At 67.9% G+C, this 16,766-nt stretch carries 16 protein-coding genes; 7 read left to right on the top strand and 9 right to left on the bottom strand.

The genetic code is table 11. The annotated features are described in order from the left end of the window. The gene (locus tag A5759_RS07615; RefSeq protein WP_068195876.1) at window positions 1–1,053 is read right to left on the bottom strand and encodes an ATP-dependent DNA ligase; all 1,053 of its coding nucleotides are present in this window, start codon (window positions 1,051–1,053) and stop codon (window positions 1–3) included. A gap of 37 nt (window positions 1,054–1,090) precedes the next feature. After that, on the bottom strand, window positions 1,091–1,753 hold the full coding sequence (locus A5759_RS07610; RefSeq protein ID WP_231984582.1) for a DUF899 family protein: 663 nt from the start codon (window positions 1,751–1,753) through the stop codon (window positions 1,091–1,093). A 162-nt stretch (window positions 1,754–1,915) separates the two neighbouring features. Here A5759_RS07610 and A5759_RS07605 point away from each other — a divergent pair, with 162 nt between their 5' ends. Both A5759_RS07605 and A5759_RS07600 read left to right on the top strand, forming a co-directional pair. Next, window positions 1,916–2,980 carry an ATP-dependent DNA ligase gene (locus A5759_RS07605; protein ID WP_068196101.1) on the top strand — a complete coding sequence of 355 codons (1,065 nt, stop codon included), beginning with the start codon at window positions 1,916–1,918 and terminating at the stop codon, window positions 2,978–2,980. Between the two features lie 57 nt (window positions 2,981–3,037). Then, window positions 3,038–3,463 carry a hypothetical protein gene (locus A5759_RS07600; RefSeq protein WP_066846854.1) on the top strand — a complete coding sequence of 142 codons (426 nt, stop codon included), beginning with the start codon at window positions 3,038–3,040 and terminating at the stop codon, window positions 3,461–3,463. Between the two features lie 12 nt (window positions 3,464–3,475). Here A5759_RS07600 and A5759_RS07595 read toward each other — a convergent pair whose 3' ends face one another. Genes A5759_RS07595 through A5759_RS07585 form a run of 3 tightly spaced genes read right to left on the bottom strand, consistent with a single transcriptional unit; the run spans window position 3,476 to window position 6,422 of the window. Then, complete coding sequence (locus A5759_RS07595) at window positions 3,476–3,994, bottom strand: DUF3830 family protein (RefSeq protein WP_066846851.1); 519 nt, start codon at window positions 3,992–3,994, stop codon at window positions 3,476–3,478. Beyond that, the gene (locus tag A5759_RS07590; RefSeq protein ID WP_068195873.1) at window positions 3,991–5,394 is read right to left on the bottom strand and encodes an amidase; all 1,404 of its coding nucleotides are present in this window, start codon (window positions 5,392–5,394) and stop codon (window positions 3,991–3,993) included. Before A5759_RS07590 ends, A5759_RS07595 begins: the two co-directional genes overlap by 4 nt. Beyond that, complete coding sequence (locus tag A5759_RS07585) at window positions 5,391–6,422, bottom strand: D-2-hydroxyacid dehydrogenase (RefSeq protein WP_068196098.1); 1,032 nt, start codon at window positions 6,420–6,422, stop codon at window positions 5,391–5,393. Before A5759_RS07585 ends, A5759_RS07590 begins: the two co-directional genes overlap by 4 nt. A gap of 98 nt (window positions 6,423–6,520) precedes the next feature. Between A5759_RS07585 and A5759_RS07580 the strand changes: the two genes are divergently transcribed. From A5759_RS07580 to A5759_RS07570, 3 genes are read left to right on the top strand one after another with little or no spacing between them, the layout of a single operon-like run. Then, window positions 6,521–7,258 carry an Asp/Glu racemase gene (locus A5759_RS07580; RefSeq protein WP_197505992.1) on the top strand — a complete coding sequence of 246 codons (738 nt, stop codon included), beginning with the start codon at window positions 6,521–6,523 and terminating at the stop codon, window positions 7,256–7,258. Window positions 7,259–7,313: 55 nt separating this feature from the next. After that, entirely contained in the window at window positions 7,314–8,033 is a 720-nt protein-coding gene (locus A5759_RS07575) for an aspartate/glutamate racemase family protein (RefSeq protein WP_197505991.1), read from the top strand. Beyond that, window positions 8,030–8,689 (top strand): GntR family transcriptional regulator, encoded by a 660-nt coding sequence (locus tag A5759_RS07570; RefSeq protein WP_068195871.1) that lies wholly within the window; start codon window positions 8,030–8,032, stop codon window positions 8,687–8,689. The genes A5759_RS07575 and A5759_RS07570 overlap by 4 nt, the downstream gene beginning before the upstream one ends. A 3-nt stretch (window positions 8,690–8,692) precedes the next feature. Here the strand turns inward: A5759_RS07570 and A5759_RS07565 are convergent, their stop codons facing one another. Next, complete coding sequence (locus A5759_RS07565) at window positions 8,693–10,153, bottom strand: NAD-dependent succinate-semialdehyde dehydrogenase (protein WP_231984581.1); 1,461 nt, start codon at window positions 10,151–10,153, stop codon at window positions 8,693–8,695. Window positions 10,154–10,210: 57 nt separating this feature from the next. Here A5759_RS07565 and A5759_RS07560 point away from each other — a divergent pair, with 57 nt between their 5' ends. Beyond that, a complete protein-coding gene (locus tag A5759_RS07560) occupies window positions 10,211–11,491 on the top strand; it encodes an aspartate aminotransferase family protein (protein WP_068196089.1) in 1,281 nt (426 codons plus the stop codon). 2 nt (window positions 11,492–11,493) lie between these two features. Here A5759_RS07560 and A5759_RS07555 read toward each other — a convergent pair whose 3' ends face one another. Then, window positions 11,494–12,816 (bottom strand): MFS transporter, encoded by a 1,323-nt coding sequence (locus A5759_RS07555; protein WP_231984590.1) that lies wholly within the window; start codon window positions 12,814–12,816, stop codon window positions 11,494–11,496. 269 nt (window positions 12,817–13,085) lie between these two features. Between A5759_RS07555 and gluQRS the strand changes: the two genes are divergently transcribed. Beyond that, entirely contained in the window at window positions 13,086–13,955 is an 870-nt protein-coding gene (gluQRS, locus tag A5759_RS07550) for a tRNA glutamyl-Q(34) synthetase GluQRS (protein ID WP_068195864.1), read from the top strand. An 85-nt stretch (window positions 13,956–14,040) separates the two neighbouring features. Here the strand turns inward: gluQRS and A5759_RS07545 are convergent, their stop codons facing one another. Next, window positions 14,041–15,357, bottom strand: a complete 1,317-nt coding sequence (locus A5759_RS07545) for an acetyl-CoA hydrolase/transferase family protein (protein ID WP_068195862.1) — start codon at window positions 15,355–15,357, stop codon at window positions 14,041–14,043. Window positions 15,358–15,435: 78 nt separating this feature from the next. Beyond that, window positions 15,436–16,641, bottom strand: a complete 1,206-nt coding sequence (locus A5759_RS07540; RefSeq protein ID WP_068195859.1) for a saccharopine dehydrogenase family protein — start codon at window positions 16,639–16,641, stop codon at window positions 15,436–15,438. Window positions 16,642–16,766: the final 125 nt, after the last annotated feature.

The raw sequence follows: 16,766 nt of genomic DNA, 5'->3' as shown, positions 1-16,766 counted from the left end.
TCAGGACTCCAGTACGTCGTAGAGATCGAAGGTGAGCGGAACGTCGAGCTGGTCGAAGGTGCAGCTCTTCGGGTCGCGGTCGGGCCTCCAGCGCCGGAACTTCACCGCGTGCCGGAAGCGTTGGGCGGCACCGCCGTTTCCTTCCATCTGGTCGTAGGCGACCTCGCAGACCTTCTCCGGCCGGATGGGGACCCAGCGCTTGTCGGCGGCCGAGTTCCAGCGGCTTGGGTCGCCTTCGCGCATCTCGTCGCCCTCACGGAGTGGCTCCAGCTCCGCCAACAGCTTGATCCGGTCCTTGGCCGTGAAAGCCGCAGCGCCACCGACCATCTGCAGTTCTCCGTCGTCGCGGTACAAGCCGAGCAGGATGGAGCCGATACCTTCGCCGCTTTTGTGGATGCGATAACCCATCGCCACACAATCGGCGTCGCGGGCGTGTTTGACCTTCACCATCTCCCGCTTGCCCGGTAGATACGGCCCGTCGAGCCGTTTGGCGATCACGCCGTCGAGCCCGGCTCCCTCGAACTCCTGGAGCCACTGCAGGCCGAGTTCGGGGTCTTCGGTGGTGCGGGTGACGTGACACCACTGCTTCTCGTTCACCGCGTCGCGCAGTGCTTCGCGGCGAACCCGGAAGGGTTGCTTCATCAGCGAGTCACCACCGGCGGCCAGCGCGTCGAAGCCGATGAAGTGGGCGGGCGTCTGCTCCGACAGCATTTTGATGCGGCTGGCGGCGGGGTGGATGCGCTGGCTCAGCGACTCCCAGTCGAGGCGGGTGCGGCCACCGAACTCGCGGGGGACGACGATCTCGCCGTCCAGCACACACCGCGGTGCCAGCTCGTCACGGACGGCCTCGACGACGTCGGGGAAATACCGGCCGAGGTCCTTACCGCTACGGGAGAGCAATACGACCTTGTCACCGTCGCGGAAGACCAGGGCACGGAAACCGTCCCACTTCGGCTCGTACGACCACATCCCGGCTTCGGGCGGGACCTTCGCCTGGGCCTTGGCAAGCATCGGCTCCAGCGGCGGCAGCACGGGGAGGTCCACCTGGCCCATTATTGCGTCCACGGCAAGATCCACGGGTGGTGGCGGATTAATTGGCGGGCCGCCGCGCTGCTATTCGACCGTAGGCATCGTGGAGGCGCCACCAGTCGTACGGGGGACCCTGCGGTCGCCCGGGCGGGACATCCTGCCAGTGTTCTTGTCGTCCAAGAGGCGTGATGTCCAGGAACGACCAGACCGGCCCTATCTCCTCGATGCCGCGTCCGTTGACGAAGTACGTGCGGTAGGCACGGTCGCCGTCGCGGATGAAGACGTTGAGGCCGAACATCTCCTCGACGCCGAAGTCCCGAGAGAATTCGTCTCCGACGAGAGTGAAGAACGAGAGCCGTTGCCAGCCCATCCGCGCTTTGAGCTCGGCGATGCGCTCCAGCGGAGCGGCCGTGACAAACACCAGGGTGGTGTCACGTGCGGCGAGGTGCGCCGGGTGCACCACGGTGTCTGCGAACAGCGAGCAGCCCGAGCATGCGCCATCGGGCCAGTTCTCGACATCGGGGGCGTAGAAGAAGCGGTATACGATCAGCTGCCGCCGTCCGGCGAACAAGCCCAAGAGGTCGACTTCGCCGTCGGTTCCCGCGAAGCGGTAGTCCGCGCGCACCTCAGTCATGGGCATCCGCCGGCGCTGTGCGGCGAGCCGGTCCCGCTCCTTCATCAACGCCTTCTCTTCGGCCAGCAGACTTGACGGGCCGCCTGCCATTCGTCGTGCGAGACGATGTCGGGCACCGCGATATCGGACTGCTCCATCGATGGTGCCGGGATAGCCGGGCCTTCCTGCTTCGCTATATCGGGGTCCATACCCATGTAGACCGCCCGTACTCGGCAATGTCATCGCAAGGTCATGGCCTGCGACAATGGCCTCATGCAGTTGCCCGTGATACCGCCGGTGTCGCCGATGCTGGCGAAATCGGTGGTGTCGATCCCGCCGGACGCGTCGTACGAACCGAAATGGGACGGCTTCCGGTCGATCTGCTTCCGCGACGGCGACGAGGTGGAACTCGGCAGCCGTAACGAGCGGCCGATGACCCGCTACTTTCCCGAACTGGTGAAGGCCGCCACAGCTGAGCTACCCGAACGGTGCGTCATCGACGGCGAGATCATCGTCGCCTCCGACGGTGGGCTCGACTTCGAAGCGCTGCAGCAGCGCATCCACCCCGCCGACTCACGGGTCCGGATGCTGGCGCAAAAGACGCCTGCGTCCTTCATCGCCTTCGACCTGCTCGCACTCGACAACATCGATTACACGCAGCGGCCTTTCGGCGAACGCCGCGCCGCGCTCGTGGGCGCTCTCGCCAACGCCGGTCCGAAATTCCACGTCACTCCGGTGACGACGGACCTCGCGACGGCGCAACGCTGGTTCGACGAGTTCGAGGGTGCCGGCCTCGACGGCGTCATCGCGAAGCCGTTGTCGCTGACCTATCAACCGGACAAGCGCGTGATGTTCAAGATCAAGCATCAACGGACCGCGGACTGCGTCGTCGCCGGCTACCGCCTCCACAAGTCCGGTGACGATGCCATCGGGTCGCTGCTTCTCGGGCTGTACAAGGACGACGGCATGTTGGCGTCCGTCGGCGTGATCGGCGCGTTCCCGATGGCCCGCCGTCGCGAACTCTTCACCGAATTGCAGCCGCTGGTAACCACGTTCGACAACCATCCGTGGAATTGGGCGGCGCACATGGTCGGTGAGCGGACCCCACGCCGCAACGAGGGATCACGCTGGAATGCCGGCAAGGACCTCTCGTTCGTACCGCTGCGGCCCGAGCGGGTGGTCGAGGTGCGCTACGACCACATGGAAGGTGAACGGTTCCGCCACACCGCGCAGTTCAACCGCTGGCGCCCCGACCGCGATCCACGGTCGTGCACGTACGACCAACTCGAGCAGCCGGTCACCTTCTTGCTGGGCGACATCGTCCCCGGCCTCGACTGACCGGAAACTTTCGCCATCTCGGCGATGCCCGTGCGCCTGACGTGTGATGCTGCCTGGATGGCGATCACACGCGCGACGGCGGCGGCGGCGATGCTCATCGGTGCCGCGATCGGATCGGCGGGACCGGCATGGGCGGACGGGCGGCTCGAAGGTGAGTACCGACTGGTCAACGGGGCGACCTCGAATACGTGGTCGATCACCACGCAGTGCAACTCCGAAGGTTACTGCGGTGGAACGATTTCGAGCTCGACCGGGCTGATCGCGCAGATCAGCAGGCAGGGCGACGGCCCGTGGACCGTCGAACGCCACGACGTCTTCAACGCACGTCCGTGCGCCGACGGCAGCACCGGCCCGGCCGATGTGACCTATGAGTTCGATCCGGCGACCTTGGCGGGCAACCTTCGCTACAGCTGGAAATCCGGGACGTGCAACGACCCCAATCCCGGTCAGAGCGAACAACCGATTAGCCTTCAACCGATCTAGCCAGTCGGCGCGTCAATCCTGCGCCGCGCGTTGGAAACTGAGGGTTTCGCCGCGCACGCCACCCATCCACAGGTCCTGGCAGGCCTCGGCCATCTCGTCGAGCCCTTCGATGACCGCCCCGAACACGTTGCCCGGGACCCAGCCCTGGTCGCCGTTGATCAGCAGGTTGTTGCGGCCGTAGAACAGCGCCAGGTCGACGATCGCGCCGGTGGTGCCGGTGCCGGTGGTGTTCTCGTAGCCGTAGGCGGGGTTGCCCAGTTGATCGGAGTCGAAGGAGAACCAGCACAGGTCACCGGGGATCGGCGTGACTGTGGTGTTCTCCCTGCCCGGGTCCTTGGCCGCGAATCCCGGTAGCAGCGTGTAGATCTCGTTGCGGGCATACTTGCCGTGGAACACCTGTGACGAAAGCACGCGCCCGTCAGATAAGGCGTCCCACACCGCCGCGCAGGTGCGTGGCGCCGCGTCGTCGAGCATGCGGGCAACGCAGCTGACGCCGCGCTTGTCGAGGGACACGGTGATCAGCCTGCTCATCGAACTCCTTGTGTCGTCAACGCCGGCGTGCGCCGGTGCCAGTCGGTGGCCATCTCGTGGGCGCGGCCCACCCGCAGCACCAACGCATCCGCGTGCCGGGGGCCGACGATCTGCAACCCGATCGGCAGGCCCGCCGCAGTGAATCCGCACGGCACGCTCAACGCCGGTTGCTGAGTCATGTTGAACGGGTAGGTGTATGGCGTCCAACTCGCCCAGTAGTGAGACCGCCAGCCATCGGGCACGTCGCGACCGACGCTGAACGCAGGCAGCGGAAGCGTCGGCGTGACCAGCACGTCGTAGGTTTCGTGGAACCGGCCCATCGTCTGTCCCAGTTGCATGCGCACGGCCGTCGCGTCGAGGTAGTCCGACGCCGAGAACGACGCACCCACCGCAGCTATCCGGCGCAACCCCGCATCCACCCGGTCGTCGACCGCTTCGCCGTACGCCTCCAACACCTTTGCCGCGCCGGCGAACCACAGCACGTGGAAGGCCTCGATCGGGTCGCGGAACCCGGGGTCGACCTCCTCGACCCGGGCACCCGCATCGGCCAGCACCGCCGCCGCGGCCCGCACGGCGGCTTCGACCTCCGGATCGTTGCGCACGTAGCCGAGCCGCGGCGAGAACGCCACCCGCAGGCCCGCGACGCCGTCGTCGAGCCCGGTCAGGAACGACTCACGTGGCGTCGGCATCGCCGACCAGTCCCGGGCATCGAATCCGGTGATCACATCCATCAGCGCGGCGGTGTCGACGACCGTCCGCGTCATCGGGCCCGGGTGCGCCAGCGTGCCGAACGGGCTCGGCGGATAGTGGGGTATCAGGCCGTAGGTCGGCTTGAGCGCGACGGTTCCGGTGAACGCCGCCGGAATCCGCACCGATCCCCCCGCATCGGTGCCGACCGACCACACCCCCATGCCGAGGCCGACCGCCGCGGCGCTGCCGCCGCTCGAACCGCCCGCCGTCTTGGTGGGATCCCACGGATTGCCGGTCACACCGTATCGGGGCGAGTCGGTCACGCCCTTCCACGAGTACTCCGGGGTCGTGGTCTTGCCGAGCAGGACGGCTCCGGTCTCCCGAAGTCGCGCCGTGCAGGGCGCGTCCTCGTTCCACGGTCCCGGCTCGTCGATGAGCCAGCTACCCCGAAGCGTCGGCCATCCCCTGGTCCACAGCGCGTCCTTGATCGACGTCGGCACGCCGTCCCCGGGCCCGAGCGGCTGCCCGGCGTGCCAGCGTGCCTCCGAGGCCCGTGCCGCGGCCAACGCCCCCTCGGGGTCGACGAGCACGAAGGCGTTGACCGCGCCGTCGTACGCGTCGATCGCGGCCAGCGCCTCCTGCGTGGCCTCGACCGGGGAGACGGTTTTGGCGCGGTAGCCCTGGACCAGTTCGGCGGCGGTCGGGATCATCGCGGGCCCCGCGTCGCCGCGCTTGCGGCTCCGCCCGGTACGTAGCCGAGTTTTTTGTCCACCACGTTCACCAATGGCTCGCCGGCCAGCCAGCGCTGCGCGTTGTCCACGAATTGCTCGGCCAGGGCTTCGCGCCAACCCACCACATCCCCGGCCATGTGTGCGGTGATCGTCACGTTAGGAGCGTCCCACAGCGGATGGTCGGGCGGCAGCGGTTCGGTGTCGAACACGTCCAGCGTCGCACCGCCAATCCGGTTGTCGCGCAACGCCGAAAGCAACGCCGACTCCGCCACCAACGGACCGCGGCCGATGTTGACAAGATGCGCGTCGGGCTTCATCGCCGACAGCACCGAGGCGTCCACCATGCCGCGCGTCGCGTTCGTCAGCGGCGCGGCGAGCACCAGGTGATCGCACCAGCCGACCTCGTCGGCCAAGCTCGCACTGGCCACCACGACACCGAAGTCGGGGTCGTCCGTCGTTGCGACGCGGCCCGCCCCGCGCACCTGCATGCCCACCGCGCGCAGGAGCCGCGCGATCTCGCGCCCGATGCTTCCGGTGCCGACGACGAGCGCGCGGGCCCGCGCGATGGCACGGGTCTCGCGGTGTTGCCACCGGTGCTCGCTCTGCAGGGCGAAGCTGGTGCGGCTGTCCTTGGCGTGGGCGAGCACCGCGCCGAGCACGTACTCGGCGATCGGGCGGTCGAACACGCCGCGGGCGTTGGTCACCACCACGTCGGAGTCGCGCAGTTCGTCGAACAGCAGCGTGTCGACGCCCGCCGCGGTGACGTGGATCCACTCCAACTCGCCGGCGTCGTGCCACACGTCGCGCACCGCGGTCGAGAAGAAGTCCCAGAGCAGCAACGCGCGGGCGCCGCGAACCGCGTCGGCGAGGTCGTCGGCGGTGCAGTAGCGCAAGTCGACATCGAGCCCGTCGAGGCCCGGTGGGCGGTCAGTGGGCTTCTTGCACAGGACAGCGACGACTGGTCGGGTGAAATCACCTCTGACCTGCGACGACGGCACATTTTGCACGCTCTCGCGGGGGCCTGGCACGACCCGAGGCTAGGGACACGCCGTAGGATTGTCAACAATCTGTTGCTGGTTTGGTCATCTGGCCTCACACTGTGCAAATGAGGATCGGGGAATTGGTGCCGCCCCCACCATTGCAGCAGGTAGGCATAGGCGTCGTAACACCATATGACTTCGCGCTCGACCGGGAGCTCTGGCGTTGGGTGCCCGACGACGTCAGCCTGTACGTGACCCGGCTCAGATACGCCCCCCTGCCGGTGACCGTGGACATGGCGGTGCACATCTCCGACCCCGAACACGTGATCGCGGGCGCGGCGAACGTGCTGGCGGTCTCTCCGATCGTCACCGCGTACGCGTGTACCGCTGGCAGCTTCGTCAAGGGGATGGCCGGAGAAGCCGCGCTGGTCGCGGCGATGCGGGCGGCCGGCGCCCCGGCCGCGGTGACCACCAGCGGCTCGATGCTCGAGGCGCTGCGACACCTCGGCGTCGGGCGTGTCGCGACCGTCACCCCGTACACCTCGGACCTGACGATCGGGTTGACGAGCTATCTCATGGAGGCCGGTATCGAGGTCGTGGCCACCTCGGGACTGGGTCTGACCTCGCAGATCTGGTCGGTGCCGTATGCGCGGACCGCCGACTTGGTCCGCGCCACAGACGTCGCGGACGCCGAGGCCATCGTCATCAGTTGCACGAACCTGCCGACCTACGACCTGATCGCCGATCTCGAGGCGGAATTGCAGAAACCGGTGGTCACGGCCAACCAGGTGACGATGTGGGCGGCGCTGCGCGTGGCCGGACGCAAAGGCGTGGGAGCGGGTCAGCGCCTGTTCGAGGCGTAGTTGCCGATGTGCCGGTTGTTAACATTGTCGACAATCTGCCGATCGAAAGGGCGTCATGGCGACCGTAGGACTGCTCTATCCGGGGCACAGCGCCGAGGACGACTTCCCCGCGCTCGAGGGCAGGGTCGACGGTGCACTGCGCCTGCCCGTGGTCATCACCTCCGTCGGTGAGGACGCCCACCGCGTCGACGCGCTGCTGGATCTCGGAGGCGACGAGCGCCTGGCCGATGGTGTGCGCCAGCTCGCCGACGCACACCCGCAGGCGGTGATGTGGGCGTGCACGTCGGGCAGCTTCGTGTTCGGTCCCGATGGGGCCCGCCAACAAGCCGCGAAAGTCGCTGCGGCTGCGGGTGTTCCGGCGTCGTCCACCTCGATCGCGTTCGTCGACGCGCTGCGCCACCTCGGCATCGAACGCGTCGCGATCGCCGCGTCGTACCCGCACGACGTCGCCGAGCACTTCGTGCGGTTCCTGGCCGCCGACGGCATCGAGGTGGTGGCGATGGGCAGCCACGGCATCATCACCGCCGCCGAAGTCGGCACCCTGGAGCCGCAGCGGGTGGAGCAGATGGTCACCGCTGCCGATCACCCGGACGCGCAAGCGGTGTTGGTTCCCGACACCGCGATGCACACGCTGGCGATCATCGACCGCCTCGAGGCCGCGGTCGGCAAACCAGTGCTGACCGCCAACCAGGTGACGGTGTGGAAGGGCCTGCAACTCGCCGGCGCAGTGCCTGCGATCGCGGGCCTGGGCCGGCTGTTCGAGGAGCGGCTGTGACCGAGTTCCTGGCGCCGGTGGAGCAGGAATCGACGCCGAGCATCGTCGCCGACAAGCTTCGGCAGGCCATCGCGCACGGTGAGCTCGCCCCGGGCACCCAGCTGATCGAAGCCGACCTGGCCCGCAGGCTCGGCGTCAGCCGCGGACCGCTGCGCGAGGGGATGCAGCGGCTGACGCAGGAGGGTCTGCTGATCGCCATCCGCAACCGCGGGGTGTTCGTGATCGACATGACGCCCGAGGTGGCCTCCGACATGTACCTCGCGCGCGAGGCCATCGAACGCGCCGCGACCCGCCGAATCCTGCAGGGCGACTACGCGTCTGCCGGCGACGAGCTGCTGGCGATCGTCGAGGAGATGGCCGCGGCCGCCGACGTCGAGGAGGGCAGCGAGGCCGACATCCGGTTCCACGAGCGCCTTGTCGAACTCGCGGGCAGCGAGCGGCTGTCGCGGATGCACCAGACGTATCTCGTGGAGACCCGGATGTGTGTGCACGCGCTGGCGGACACCTACGACAACCCCAATGATCGGATTGCCGAGCACCATGCGCTGGCCAGCGCTATCCGGGCCGGCGACGTGCAGCTGTCCGACAAGCTGCTGATCGCGCACATGGAGGATGCGGTCGACCGGCTGGTCGTGCGGGTCTCGCGCGGCGCCTGAGCCTCACGCCAGGGCGATGCCGACGTACTTGGTCTCCAGGAACTCGTCGATGCCCACCGAACCGCCTTCGCGGCCCAGGCCGGACTGCTTGACGCCGCCGAACGGAGCGGCGGGGTTGGACACCACGCCCTGATTCAGGCCGACCATGCCGGTCTCCAATGCCTCGGCGACCCGCAGCGCCCGGCGCAGATCGTTGGTGAAAACGTAGGCCACCAAGCCGTATTCGGTGTCGTTGGCGGCGGCGACGACGTCGTCCTCGGTTTCGAACGGCGTCAACGGCGCGACCGGGCCGAAGATCTCCTCACCGGACATCCTCGCGTCGCGCGGGACGCCGGTCAGCACGGTCGGCGAGTAGAAGTAGCCGTCACCCGAAACCGTTGTGCCGCCGGTCAACACACGGGCACCGCGACCCACCGCGTCGTCGACCAGGTCCTGCACCTTGTGCAGTGCGGCGTCGTCGACCAGCGGGCCGACGTTGACCCCCTCCTCGGTGCCCCGGCCCACGCGCAATGCCGCCATCCGCTCAGCCAACCGGCGCCCGAACTCGTCGATCACCGACGCGTGCACGAACATTCGGTTCGCCGCCGTGCACGCCTCTCCCATGTTGCGCATCTTGGCCGCCATCGCCCCGTCGACCGCCTCGTCGAGATCGGCGTCGGCGAACACGATGAACGGAGCGTTGCCACCGAGTTCCATCGAGGTCCGCAACACCTTCTCTGCGCACTGCTCGAGCAGAATCCGGCCCACCCGGGTCGACCCGGTGAACGACAGCTTGCGCGCCAGCCCCGAGCGGATCAGCGGTTCGGTCACCGCGTTCGCGTCCATCGCGGTGATGCAGTTGACGGCGCCGGCAGGCACACCCGCTTCGTCGAGGATGCCCATCAGGGCCAACATCGTCAGCGGCGTCTGGTGTGCCGGCTTGATCACGCTGGTGCAACCGGCGGCGATCGCCGGTCCCAGCTTGCGGGTGCCCATCGCCATCGGGAAGTTCCACGGGGTGATCAGCAGGCAGGGCCCGACGGGCTGACGGGCGATGAGGAAACGCGCACCACCCGCGGGTGCGGTCTGATAGCCGCCGTCGATCCGGGTGGCCTCTTCGGCGAAGTGGCGGAAGAACTCGGCGGCGTAGGCGATTTCACCTCGGGCCTCGGCGAGGGGTTTGCCCATCTCCAGCGTCATCAACAACGCCAGGTCGTCGACGCGGGTGTGCAGTAACTCGAAGGCGGCCATCAACATGTCGGCGCGGGCCCGCGGCGGGGTCGCGGCGAACTCGCGCTGGGCCGCGACGGCCGCATCGAGTGCCGCACGCGCATCGGCGGGCGTGGCGTCGGCGACCGCGCACAGCAGGTGTCCCGTCGCCGGGTCCACGACGTCGAAGGTGCGCCCTCCGCTCGAATCGATCCACTTGCCGTCGACGAAAAGTCGCTTGTCCACCGTCTCGATCACGTGCCGTTCGCGATCCACCACGCCTCCCTGCGTCGGATTGTTGACAATCTACAGTGCACCGCTGACGATCATGGCATGAAATCGGCCTCCGAAGCCCCGCAGCTCTCCTCGATCCTTCGACAGGCGACCGGCGTCGTCGCCGCCCGCGGCGAAGGGGTGCTGCTCTACGACGAACACGACCGCTCCTACCTCGACTTCACCGCCGGCATCGGGGTGACCAGCACCGGACATTGTCATCCGCGGGTGGTGGAGGCCGCCCAGCGCCAGGTCGCCACGCTGATCCACGGTCAGTACACGACGGTCATGCACCGCCCGCTGCTCACCTTGGTGGAACGGCTGGGAGAGGTGCTGCCGCCCGGGCTCGACCGGTTGTTCTTCGCCAACTCCGGAAGCGAGGCGGTGGAAGCCGCCCTGCGACTGTCCCGTCAGGCCACCGGCCGGCCGAACGTCATCGTCTTCCACGGCGGGTTCCACGGTCGCACCGTCGCGGCGGCCTCGATGACCACCTCCGGCACCAAGTTCCGCTCCGGCTTCGCGCCGTTGATGGCCGGAGTTCATGTCTCGCCGTTTCCGGACCCCGGCCACTTCGGCTGGCCGGTCGAGCAGGCCACCGATTTCGCTCTGGCACAACTGGATTACCTGCTGCAGACGATCAGCGCACCCGCCGATACCGCCGCGTTCTTCGTCGAACCCGTGCTCGGCGAGGGCGGCTACGTGCCCGCCAATGAGCGCTTCTTCGCCGGGTTGCGCGAGCGCGCCGACGCTCACGGCATCCTGCTGGTCGTCGACGAGGTGCAGACCGGCTTCGGGCGCACCGGCCGGTTCTGGGGCAGTCAGCACTTCTTCGGCGATTCTGAAGTGCGCGCGGACATCCTGATCACCGCGAAGGGCCTCGCGTCGGGCTTCCCGCTGTCGGGCATCGCGGCGCCGGCCGCGTTGATGGAGCGGGCGTGGCCGGGTTCCCAAGGCGGTACCTACGGCGCCAACGCGGTGGCGTGCGCGGCGGCCGTGGCCACGCTCGACGTGATCGCCGACGAGCGACTGGTCGACAACGCCGCCGAACGCGGGGCGCAGTTGCGCGAGGCCTTGCAAACGGTTGGCGACAAGTTCGACGCGATCACCGACGTGCGCGGTCTCGGGCTGATGCTCGGTGCCGAATTCCGTGACGCCGCAGGAAGACCCGACGGTGCGACGGCACTGGCCGTGCAGCAGGAGGCCGCTAGGCGCGGCCTGCTGCTGTTGACCTGCGGCGCCTGGGGACAGGTCGTCAGGTTCATCCCCGCGCTCGTCGTGACCGCCGGGCAGATCGACGAGGCGGCGGGCGTCTGGTCCGACGCGGTCAACGCCGTCCTGTGAACTCAGCGACTGGGCTCGAGCTCGTAGTCCAGTTGCGGCGGCGCTTCCGGCGTGCCGGGTATCTCGGTGCCGTTGATCGGGCATCGCGCCGTCTCGGGAAGCTTTGTCAGGGCGATCGCGCCGACAATGCAGGCACCCATCATGTAGTACGCAGGCACGAGGTTGTCGCCCGTCACACCGATCAACCAGTCGTTGACCGCCGGGGCCGTGCCGCCGAAGAGCGCCGTCGACACGTTGTAGGCGATCGCGAAACCGGCGTACCGCACCTGTGTCGGGAACATCGCCGGGAACGTCGCCGAGATGGTCGCCAACTGCGGGACGTAGAGCAACCCCAACACGGCAAAGCCGATGACGGCGCCGATCACCCCGGTCGACATCAGCATGAACATCGGAATGCCCGCGATGAACAACCCGATCAAGGAGATCCACCAGACGGGCTTGCGCCCGAACCGGTCCGACGCCAGGCCCGCGAAAGGCAGGAAGATCATCATCGACAGCATCCCGATGATCGGCACGACCAACGACATGTCGGTGGACAGGCCGATCGACTGCTCGAGATAGGTGGGCATGTAGGTGAGCAGCGTGTAGTTGACGACATTGAGCGCGACGACCAGACCGCCGAGGCGCAGGATCGGTCCCCCGTACTGGGCGAGGAGGTCCTTGAATTCGGCGCCGACGTTTTTTTCCTGTCTGCCGGTTTGCTCCAGTTCCTTGAACACCGGCGTCTCGTCGAGCCGGGTGCGCAGGTACAACCCGATCAGACCGAGGGGAGCGGCGATCAGGAACGGCAGCCGCCACCCCCACACATTCATCTGGTCGTCGGACAGGATCAGCGAGAACCCGAGCATCAGCAGCGCGCCCGTCGAGAAGCCGGCCAGGGTGCCGAACTCGAGGAAGCTGCCCATCACGCCGCGACGGCGGGCCGGAGCGTATTCGGCCATGAACGTGGCGGCGCCGCCGTACTCTCCGCCCGTCGAGAAGCCCTGGATCATCCGCAGGATCACCATCAGCACCGGCGCCCAGATCCCGATCGTGGCGTAGGTCGGCACAAGACCCACGCACAGCGTCGCGCCGGCCATCACCAGGATCGTGATGGCCAGGATGCGACGCCGCCCGAGGCGGTCGCCCAGTGGTCCCCAGACGAAACCGCCGAGCGGGCGGACCAGGAAGGACACGGCGAACGTCATCAGTGCCAACAGCGTCGCGGTCGCCCCGTCACCCGGGAAGATGGCCGTCGAGATGTAGGAGACCCCATAGGCGTAGAGCCCGTAGTCGAACCATTCGGTGTAGTTGCCGACGGCCGAGGCCGCGATCGCTTTCTTCACTTCACCCGAGGAGGGTGCGTCCTTGTCGGTTTCGTCCTGCGGGCTGGCGGAACCATCGGGGTCCACGTGCGGCCTCCTAGCGTCCGTCGGGCACGACCCTGGAACGCCTGCACGGCGAGCGCCGGCGATGGGGCCGTGTTTCTCGGTGCACAGGCAAACTACCAGCGCACGCCGGGGGATACCCGCTTTGCACGAAAGATGACCGGTGTGAAGGGAGTCCGAGGGTGAGCACACCGCAGCGGCGGACGCCCGCCGGTTAGATTGCGATCATGACCGCAGGCAGGTTCGCCCCGAGCCCCTCGGCGGACCTGCACATCGGAAACCTGCGCACCGCGATCCTGGCGTGGTTGTTCGCCCGCTCGACCGGCCGTCGCTTCGTCATGCGCGTCGACGACCTCGACGACCGCACGTTCGACGAGGTAGGGCGGCGCCAACTTTCCGATTTGGCGGCGATCGGGTTGACGTGGGATGTCCTGGAGTGGCAGTCCGAACACCGCTCGCGTTACGACGCCGCGATCGCAGGATTGGAAGGCGGTGGCCTGCTCTACGAATGCTATTGCAGCCGAAAGGATATCGCGCAAGCTCCGCGCGCGCCGCACGCGCCGCAGGGGGCCTACCCGGGCACATGCCGCGACCTCACCGACGCCGAGCGCGCGACGCGACGCGCCGAGACAGGGCGCCCGCCCGCGCTCCGGTTGCGCACCGACGCGATCGTGCACACCGTCCACGATGTGCTGCACGGCGCCTACACCGGCATCGTCGACGACTTCGTGGTGCGCCGCGGTGACGGGGTGCCGGCCTACAACCTCGCGGTCGTGGTCGACGACGCGGCCCAGGGTGTCGACCAGGTGGTGCGGGGGGACGACCTGCTGCCCTCGTCGCCTCGGCAGGCGTATCTGGCGCGGATGCTCGGTTACGCCGAGCCGGTGTACGCCCACGTTGCACTGGTGCTCAACGAGGACGGCGCCCGGTTGGCCAAACGCGACGGGGCGGTGACGCTGGCCGAGATCGGCGTACCGCGCGCGCTCGCCCAGATCAGCGAGTCACTGGGCTGGCGGGCTCGCGACGTCGAGGGCATGCTCGCTGAGTTCGATCCGGCCGCGCTTCCGCGCGCACCGTGGATCTATCGGCCCGACTAGATCCTGTGTGAGCGACCGCTTTTGGTACGCCGCTGCGCGGCGTTTCGGGGGCAGACACGGTCGCTCGCGGGAGGGGGGAAGGGCATCAAACGACTGGCGAGCGTCCCTTGGACGCACGTTCGGCAGCAGCGAGAAGGCCGTCGCGGAATTGCGGATGCGCGATCGCGGCGAGCGCCTCACCGCGTTCGCGGACGGTCGCGCCCTCCAGCTCCGCGGCGCCGTACTCGGTGACGATCACGTCGACATGGTGTCGCGGCGTGGTGATCACCGCGCCAGGCCCGAACCACGGCACAATCCGCGAATGCAGTTGCCCGTTCTTCTCATACGTCGAGGGCAGACAGATCAGCGAGCGGTCCGACAACTCGAGACCGGCGCCTGCGACGAAATCTTCCGCGCCGCCGACGCCGCTGAACTGGTTACCGTCGATGGTGTCGGCGACGACCTGGCCGCCGATGTCGATCGCGAGCGCGCCGTTGATGGACACCATCTCGTGGTTGGCGGCGATCACCTCGGGTGCGTTGACGATCTCCACCGGCAGGAATGCGACGTCGTGGTTGCCGTCGAGCCAGGTGTACAGCTCCGCCGAGCCGAACGCGAACGTCGTCACGCTCACACCGTCGTAGATGCCCTTGCCGGTGTTGGTGACCTTGCCCGCACGATGCAGTTGCATACAGCCGTCGGTGAACATCTCGCTGTGCAAACCGTATTCGCCGCCGTCGCCTTCGGCCAGCAACGCCGCGATCTGGCTGGGGATCGAACCGATTCCGGTCTGCAACGTCGCGCCGGGCCGGATGAAGGCGACGGCGTGCCGCGCGATCGCGACATCGGCCTCGGTGGGGGCCGCGCCCGGAAGTGCGAGCGGCGCGTCGGCCGAGTGCACGAAGATGTCGATCTCGTCGACGTGCAACGCGTGCCGGTGCTCGTCGCCGAGCCCGAACGTGCGCGGGTAGGCCTCGGATGCCTCCACGATCAGCATGCGATCGGGATCGGCTCCGGCGCGGTGCAATTCGTTGACCGTGCCACCGGCGTGCAGGGCCAGCGAGCACCAGCCGTCGGCGTCCGGCGGTGTGGCGACAGTCGTCATCACACGCGGAGACTGGCGTTCGAGCAGCGGGCCGAAGCGGCGAAAGTCCGCCGGCGCGAACTCGACATCGGCGTCTGAGTCCCGCAGGGCTCGTTCGAGCGGACCGTAGAAACCCGACAGATAGCGCACGCCGGGGCGGGCGAACAGTTCGGTGCCGACCGCCAGCAGCGCCCCGTAGACGCGAAGGTTCGTCCAGTCGTCGCGTTCGCCCAGCGCGCGCAGGAACGCCGGCGGTTGACCCGGACCGAGCGGTATGCCCAATGTGTCGTCGGTGGCGAGTCGCGCGGCGGCCTGCTCGGCGGTCAGCTCGATCGGCATGGCGAGAACCTACCGCGCCGAGTGTGGGATCGGCACACGCCCACCGGCCTCGACGCGTGCGGGTAATCCACGTTCGCGCTACAGCTCGTGCTGGCCCCACGCTGAGCCGTAGGCCGTCAACAGATCCAGGAACGGCGCCGCATCGAAGGCCTCGGGGCCGAGAACACCGCTGCCGCTCCAGGTGCCGTTGGCCAGAAGTTCAAGCGCGACAACCGGATTGATCGCCGTCTGCCAGACCACGCACTGATGCCCGTATTCGGTCATCGACCATTCGTTGTCGACGACGTGGTACAGGTAGGTCGAGCGGGGGTTACCGTCCTTGCCGGTTCCCGTCACCCACAGCCCGGCGCAGGTCTTTCCACGCATCTTCGGCCCAAGGGCGGCGGGATTGGGCAGGCATGCGGCCACCACGTCGCGGGGGCTGACCTCGACGCCGCCGACCGTCACCTTCTCGGTGCGGTCGAGCCCGAGCTTGTGCAGCGTCTTGAGGACGTCGATGAATTCGTTTCCGAGCCCGTACTTGAACGTCGCGCGTTTGCATTTGACCCAGCGCGGCATCAGCAGCACCTCTTCGTGTTCGACGTTCACGCACTCGACCGGGCCGATACCGTCGGGAAAGTCGAAAACCTCTGGCTCGCTGAAGGGTTCGGTGGTGAACCAACCCCGGTCGGCCTCCCAGATCACCGGGGGGTTGAGACACTCCTCGATGGTGGTCCAGATCGAGAACGACGGCGCGAAGTCGTAACCCTCGACGGTCAGGTTCGACCCGTCGCGGGTACCGAGCTCGTCGATCTCGGTGAACAGGTGGTCGGCGGCGTAGCGCGCGAACACGTCCGACAGCCCGGGCTCGACACCGATGCCCACCAATGCCAGCCGACCTGCGTCGCGCCAGCGCTCCTCGGCGGCGAACTGCTCGTCGCCCAGCTTGACCCCGGTGAGCGCATAGGGCTGTTCGGGGTGGCGCCGCGACAGGCTCATCGCCATGTCGAGGTAATCGGCGCCGCCGGTCAGCGCGCCGTCGAAGATCGGCATCACGAATCGCGGGTCGACCGCGTTCATCACATGGGTGATCCCGTGGGTGCGGACCAGGTCGGCGACGGCGTCGGCGGAGGTGGCGTCGACCCGCGCGGAGACGAACCTCGCATCGCCCGCCGCGTCGGCGGCGTGCTTGGCCCGGTCCTCGTCGAAGTCGGCGACCACGACCGTGTCGAAGAAGTCGCGCCGCGTCGCGATCGAGCAGAACGCCGCGCCCACACCGCCGGCGCCGATCAGCAGAATGCGCATGCGCTAGACGCTATCCCGCCGAGTGTGGCGTTGATGCACGCTCCGACACTTCGAAGTCAAGTGGTTGGTGCAACATTCGGGGTTCATGCTGCTGCTTGGGTGATGAGTGCGTTGAGTCGGTCGGC

It is taken from the genome of Mycobacterium sp. 852014-52144_SCH5372336, assembly GCF_001665615.1.
GTDB classification, from domain to species: Bacteria; Actinomycetota; Actinomycetes; order Mycobacteriales; family Mycobacteriaceae; genus Mycobacterium; species Mycobacterium neumannii_A.
This window is presented reverse-complemented; position numbering and strand designations above follow the sequence as displayed.

Bases quoted from the DNA above. Each gene is read 5' to 3' on its own strand.
- A5759_RS07615 (WP_068195876.1), bottom strand. From the start codon at position 1,053: ATGGGCCAGGTGGACCTCCCCGTGCTGCCGCCGCTGGAGCCGATGCTT.
- A5759_RS07610 (WP_231984582.1), bottom strand. From the start codon at position 1,753: ATGGCAGGCGGCCCGTCAAGTCTGCTGGCCGAAGAGAAGGCGTTGATG.
- A5759_RS07605 (WP_068196101.1), top strand. From the start codon at position 1,916: ATGCAGTTGCCCGTGATACCGCCGGTGTCGCCGATGCTGGCGAAATCG.
- A5759_RS07600 (WP_066846854.1), top strand. From the start codon at position 3,038: ATGGCGATCACACGCGCGACGGCGGCGGCGGCGATGCTCATCGGTGCC.
- A5759_RS07595 (WP_066846851.1), bottom strand. From the start codon at position 3,994: ATGAGCAGGCTGATCACCGTGTCCCTCGACAAGCGCGGCGTCAGCTGC.
- A5759_RS07590 (WP_068195873.1), bottom strand. From the start codon at position 5,394: ATGATCCCGACCGCCGCCGAACTGGTCCAGGGCTACCGCGCCAAAACC.
- A5759_RS07580 (WP_197505992.1), top strand. From the start codon at position 6,521: ATGAGGATCGGGGAATTGGTGCCGCCCCCACCATTGCAGCAGGTAGGC.
- A5759_RS07575 (WP_197505991.1), top strand. From the start codon at position 7,314: ATGGCGACCGTAGGACTGCTCTATCCGGGGCACAGCGCCGAGGACGAC.
- A5759_RS07560 (WP_068196089.1), top strand. From the start codon at position 10,211: ATGAAATCGGCCTCCGAAGCCCCGCAGCTCTCCTCGATCCTTCGACAG.
- gluQRS (WP_068195864.1), top strand. From the start codon at position 13,086: ATGACCGCAGGCAGGTTCGCCCCGAGCCCCTCGGCGGACCTGCACATC.
- A5759_RS07545 (WP_068195862.1), bottom strand. From the start codon at position 15,357: ATGCCGATCGAGCTGACCGCCGAGCAGGCCGCCGCGCGACTCGCCACC.
- A5759_RS07540 (WP_068195859.1), bottom strand. From the start codon at position 16,641: ATGCGCATTCTGCTGATCGGCGCCGGCGGTGTGGGCGCGGCGTTCTGC.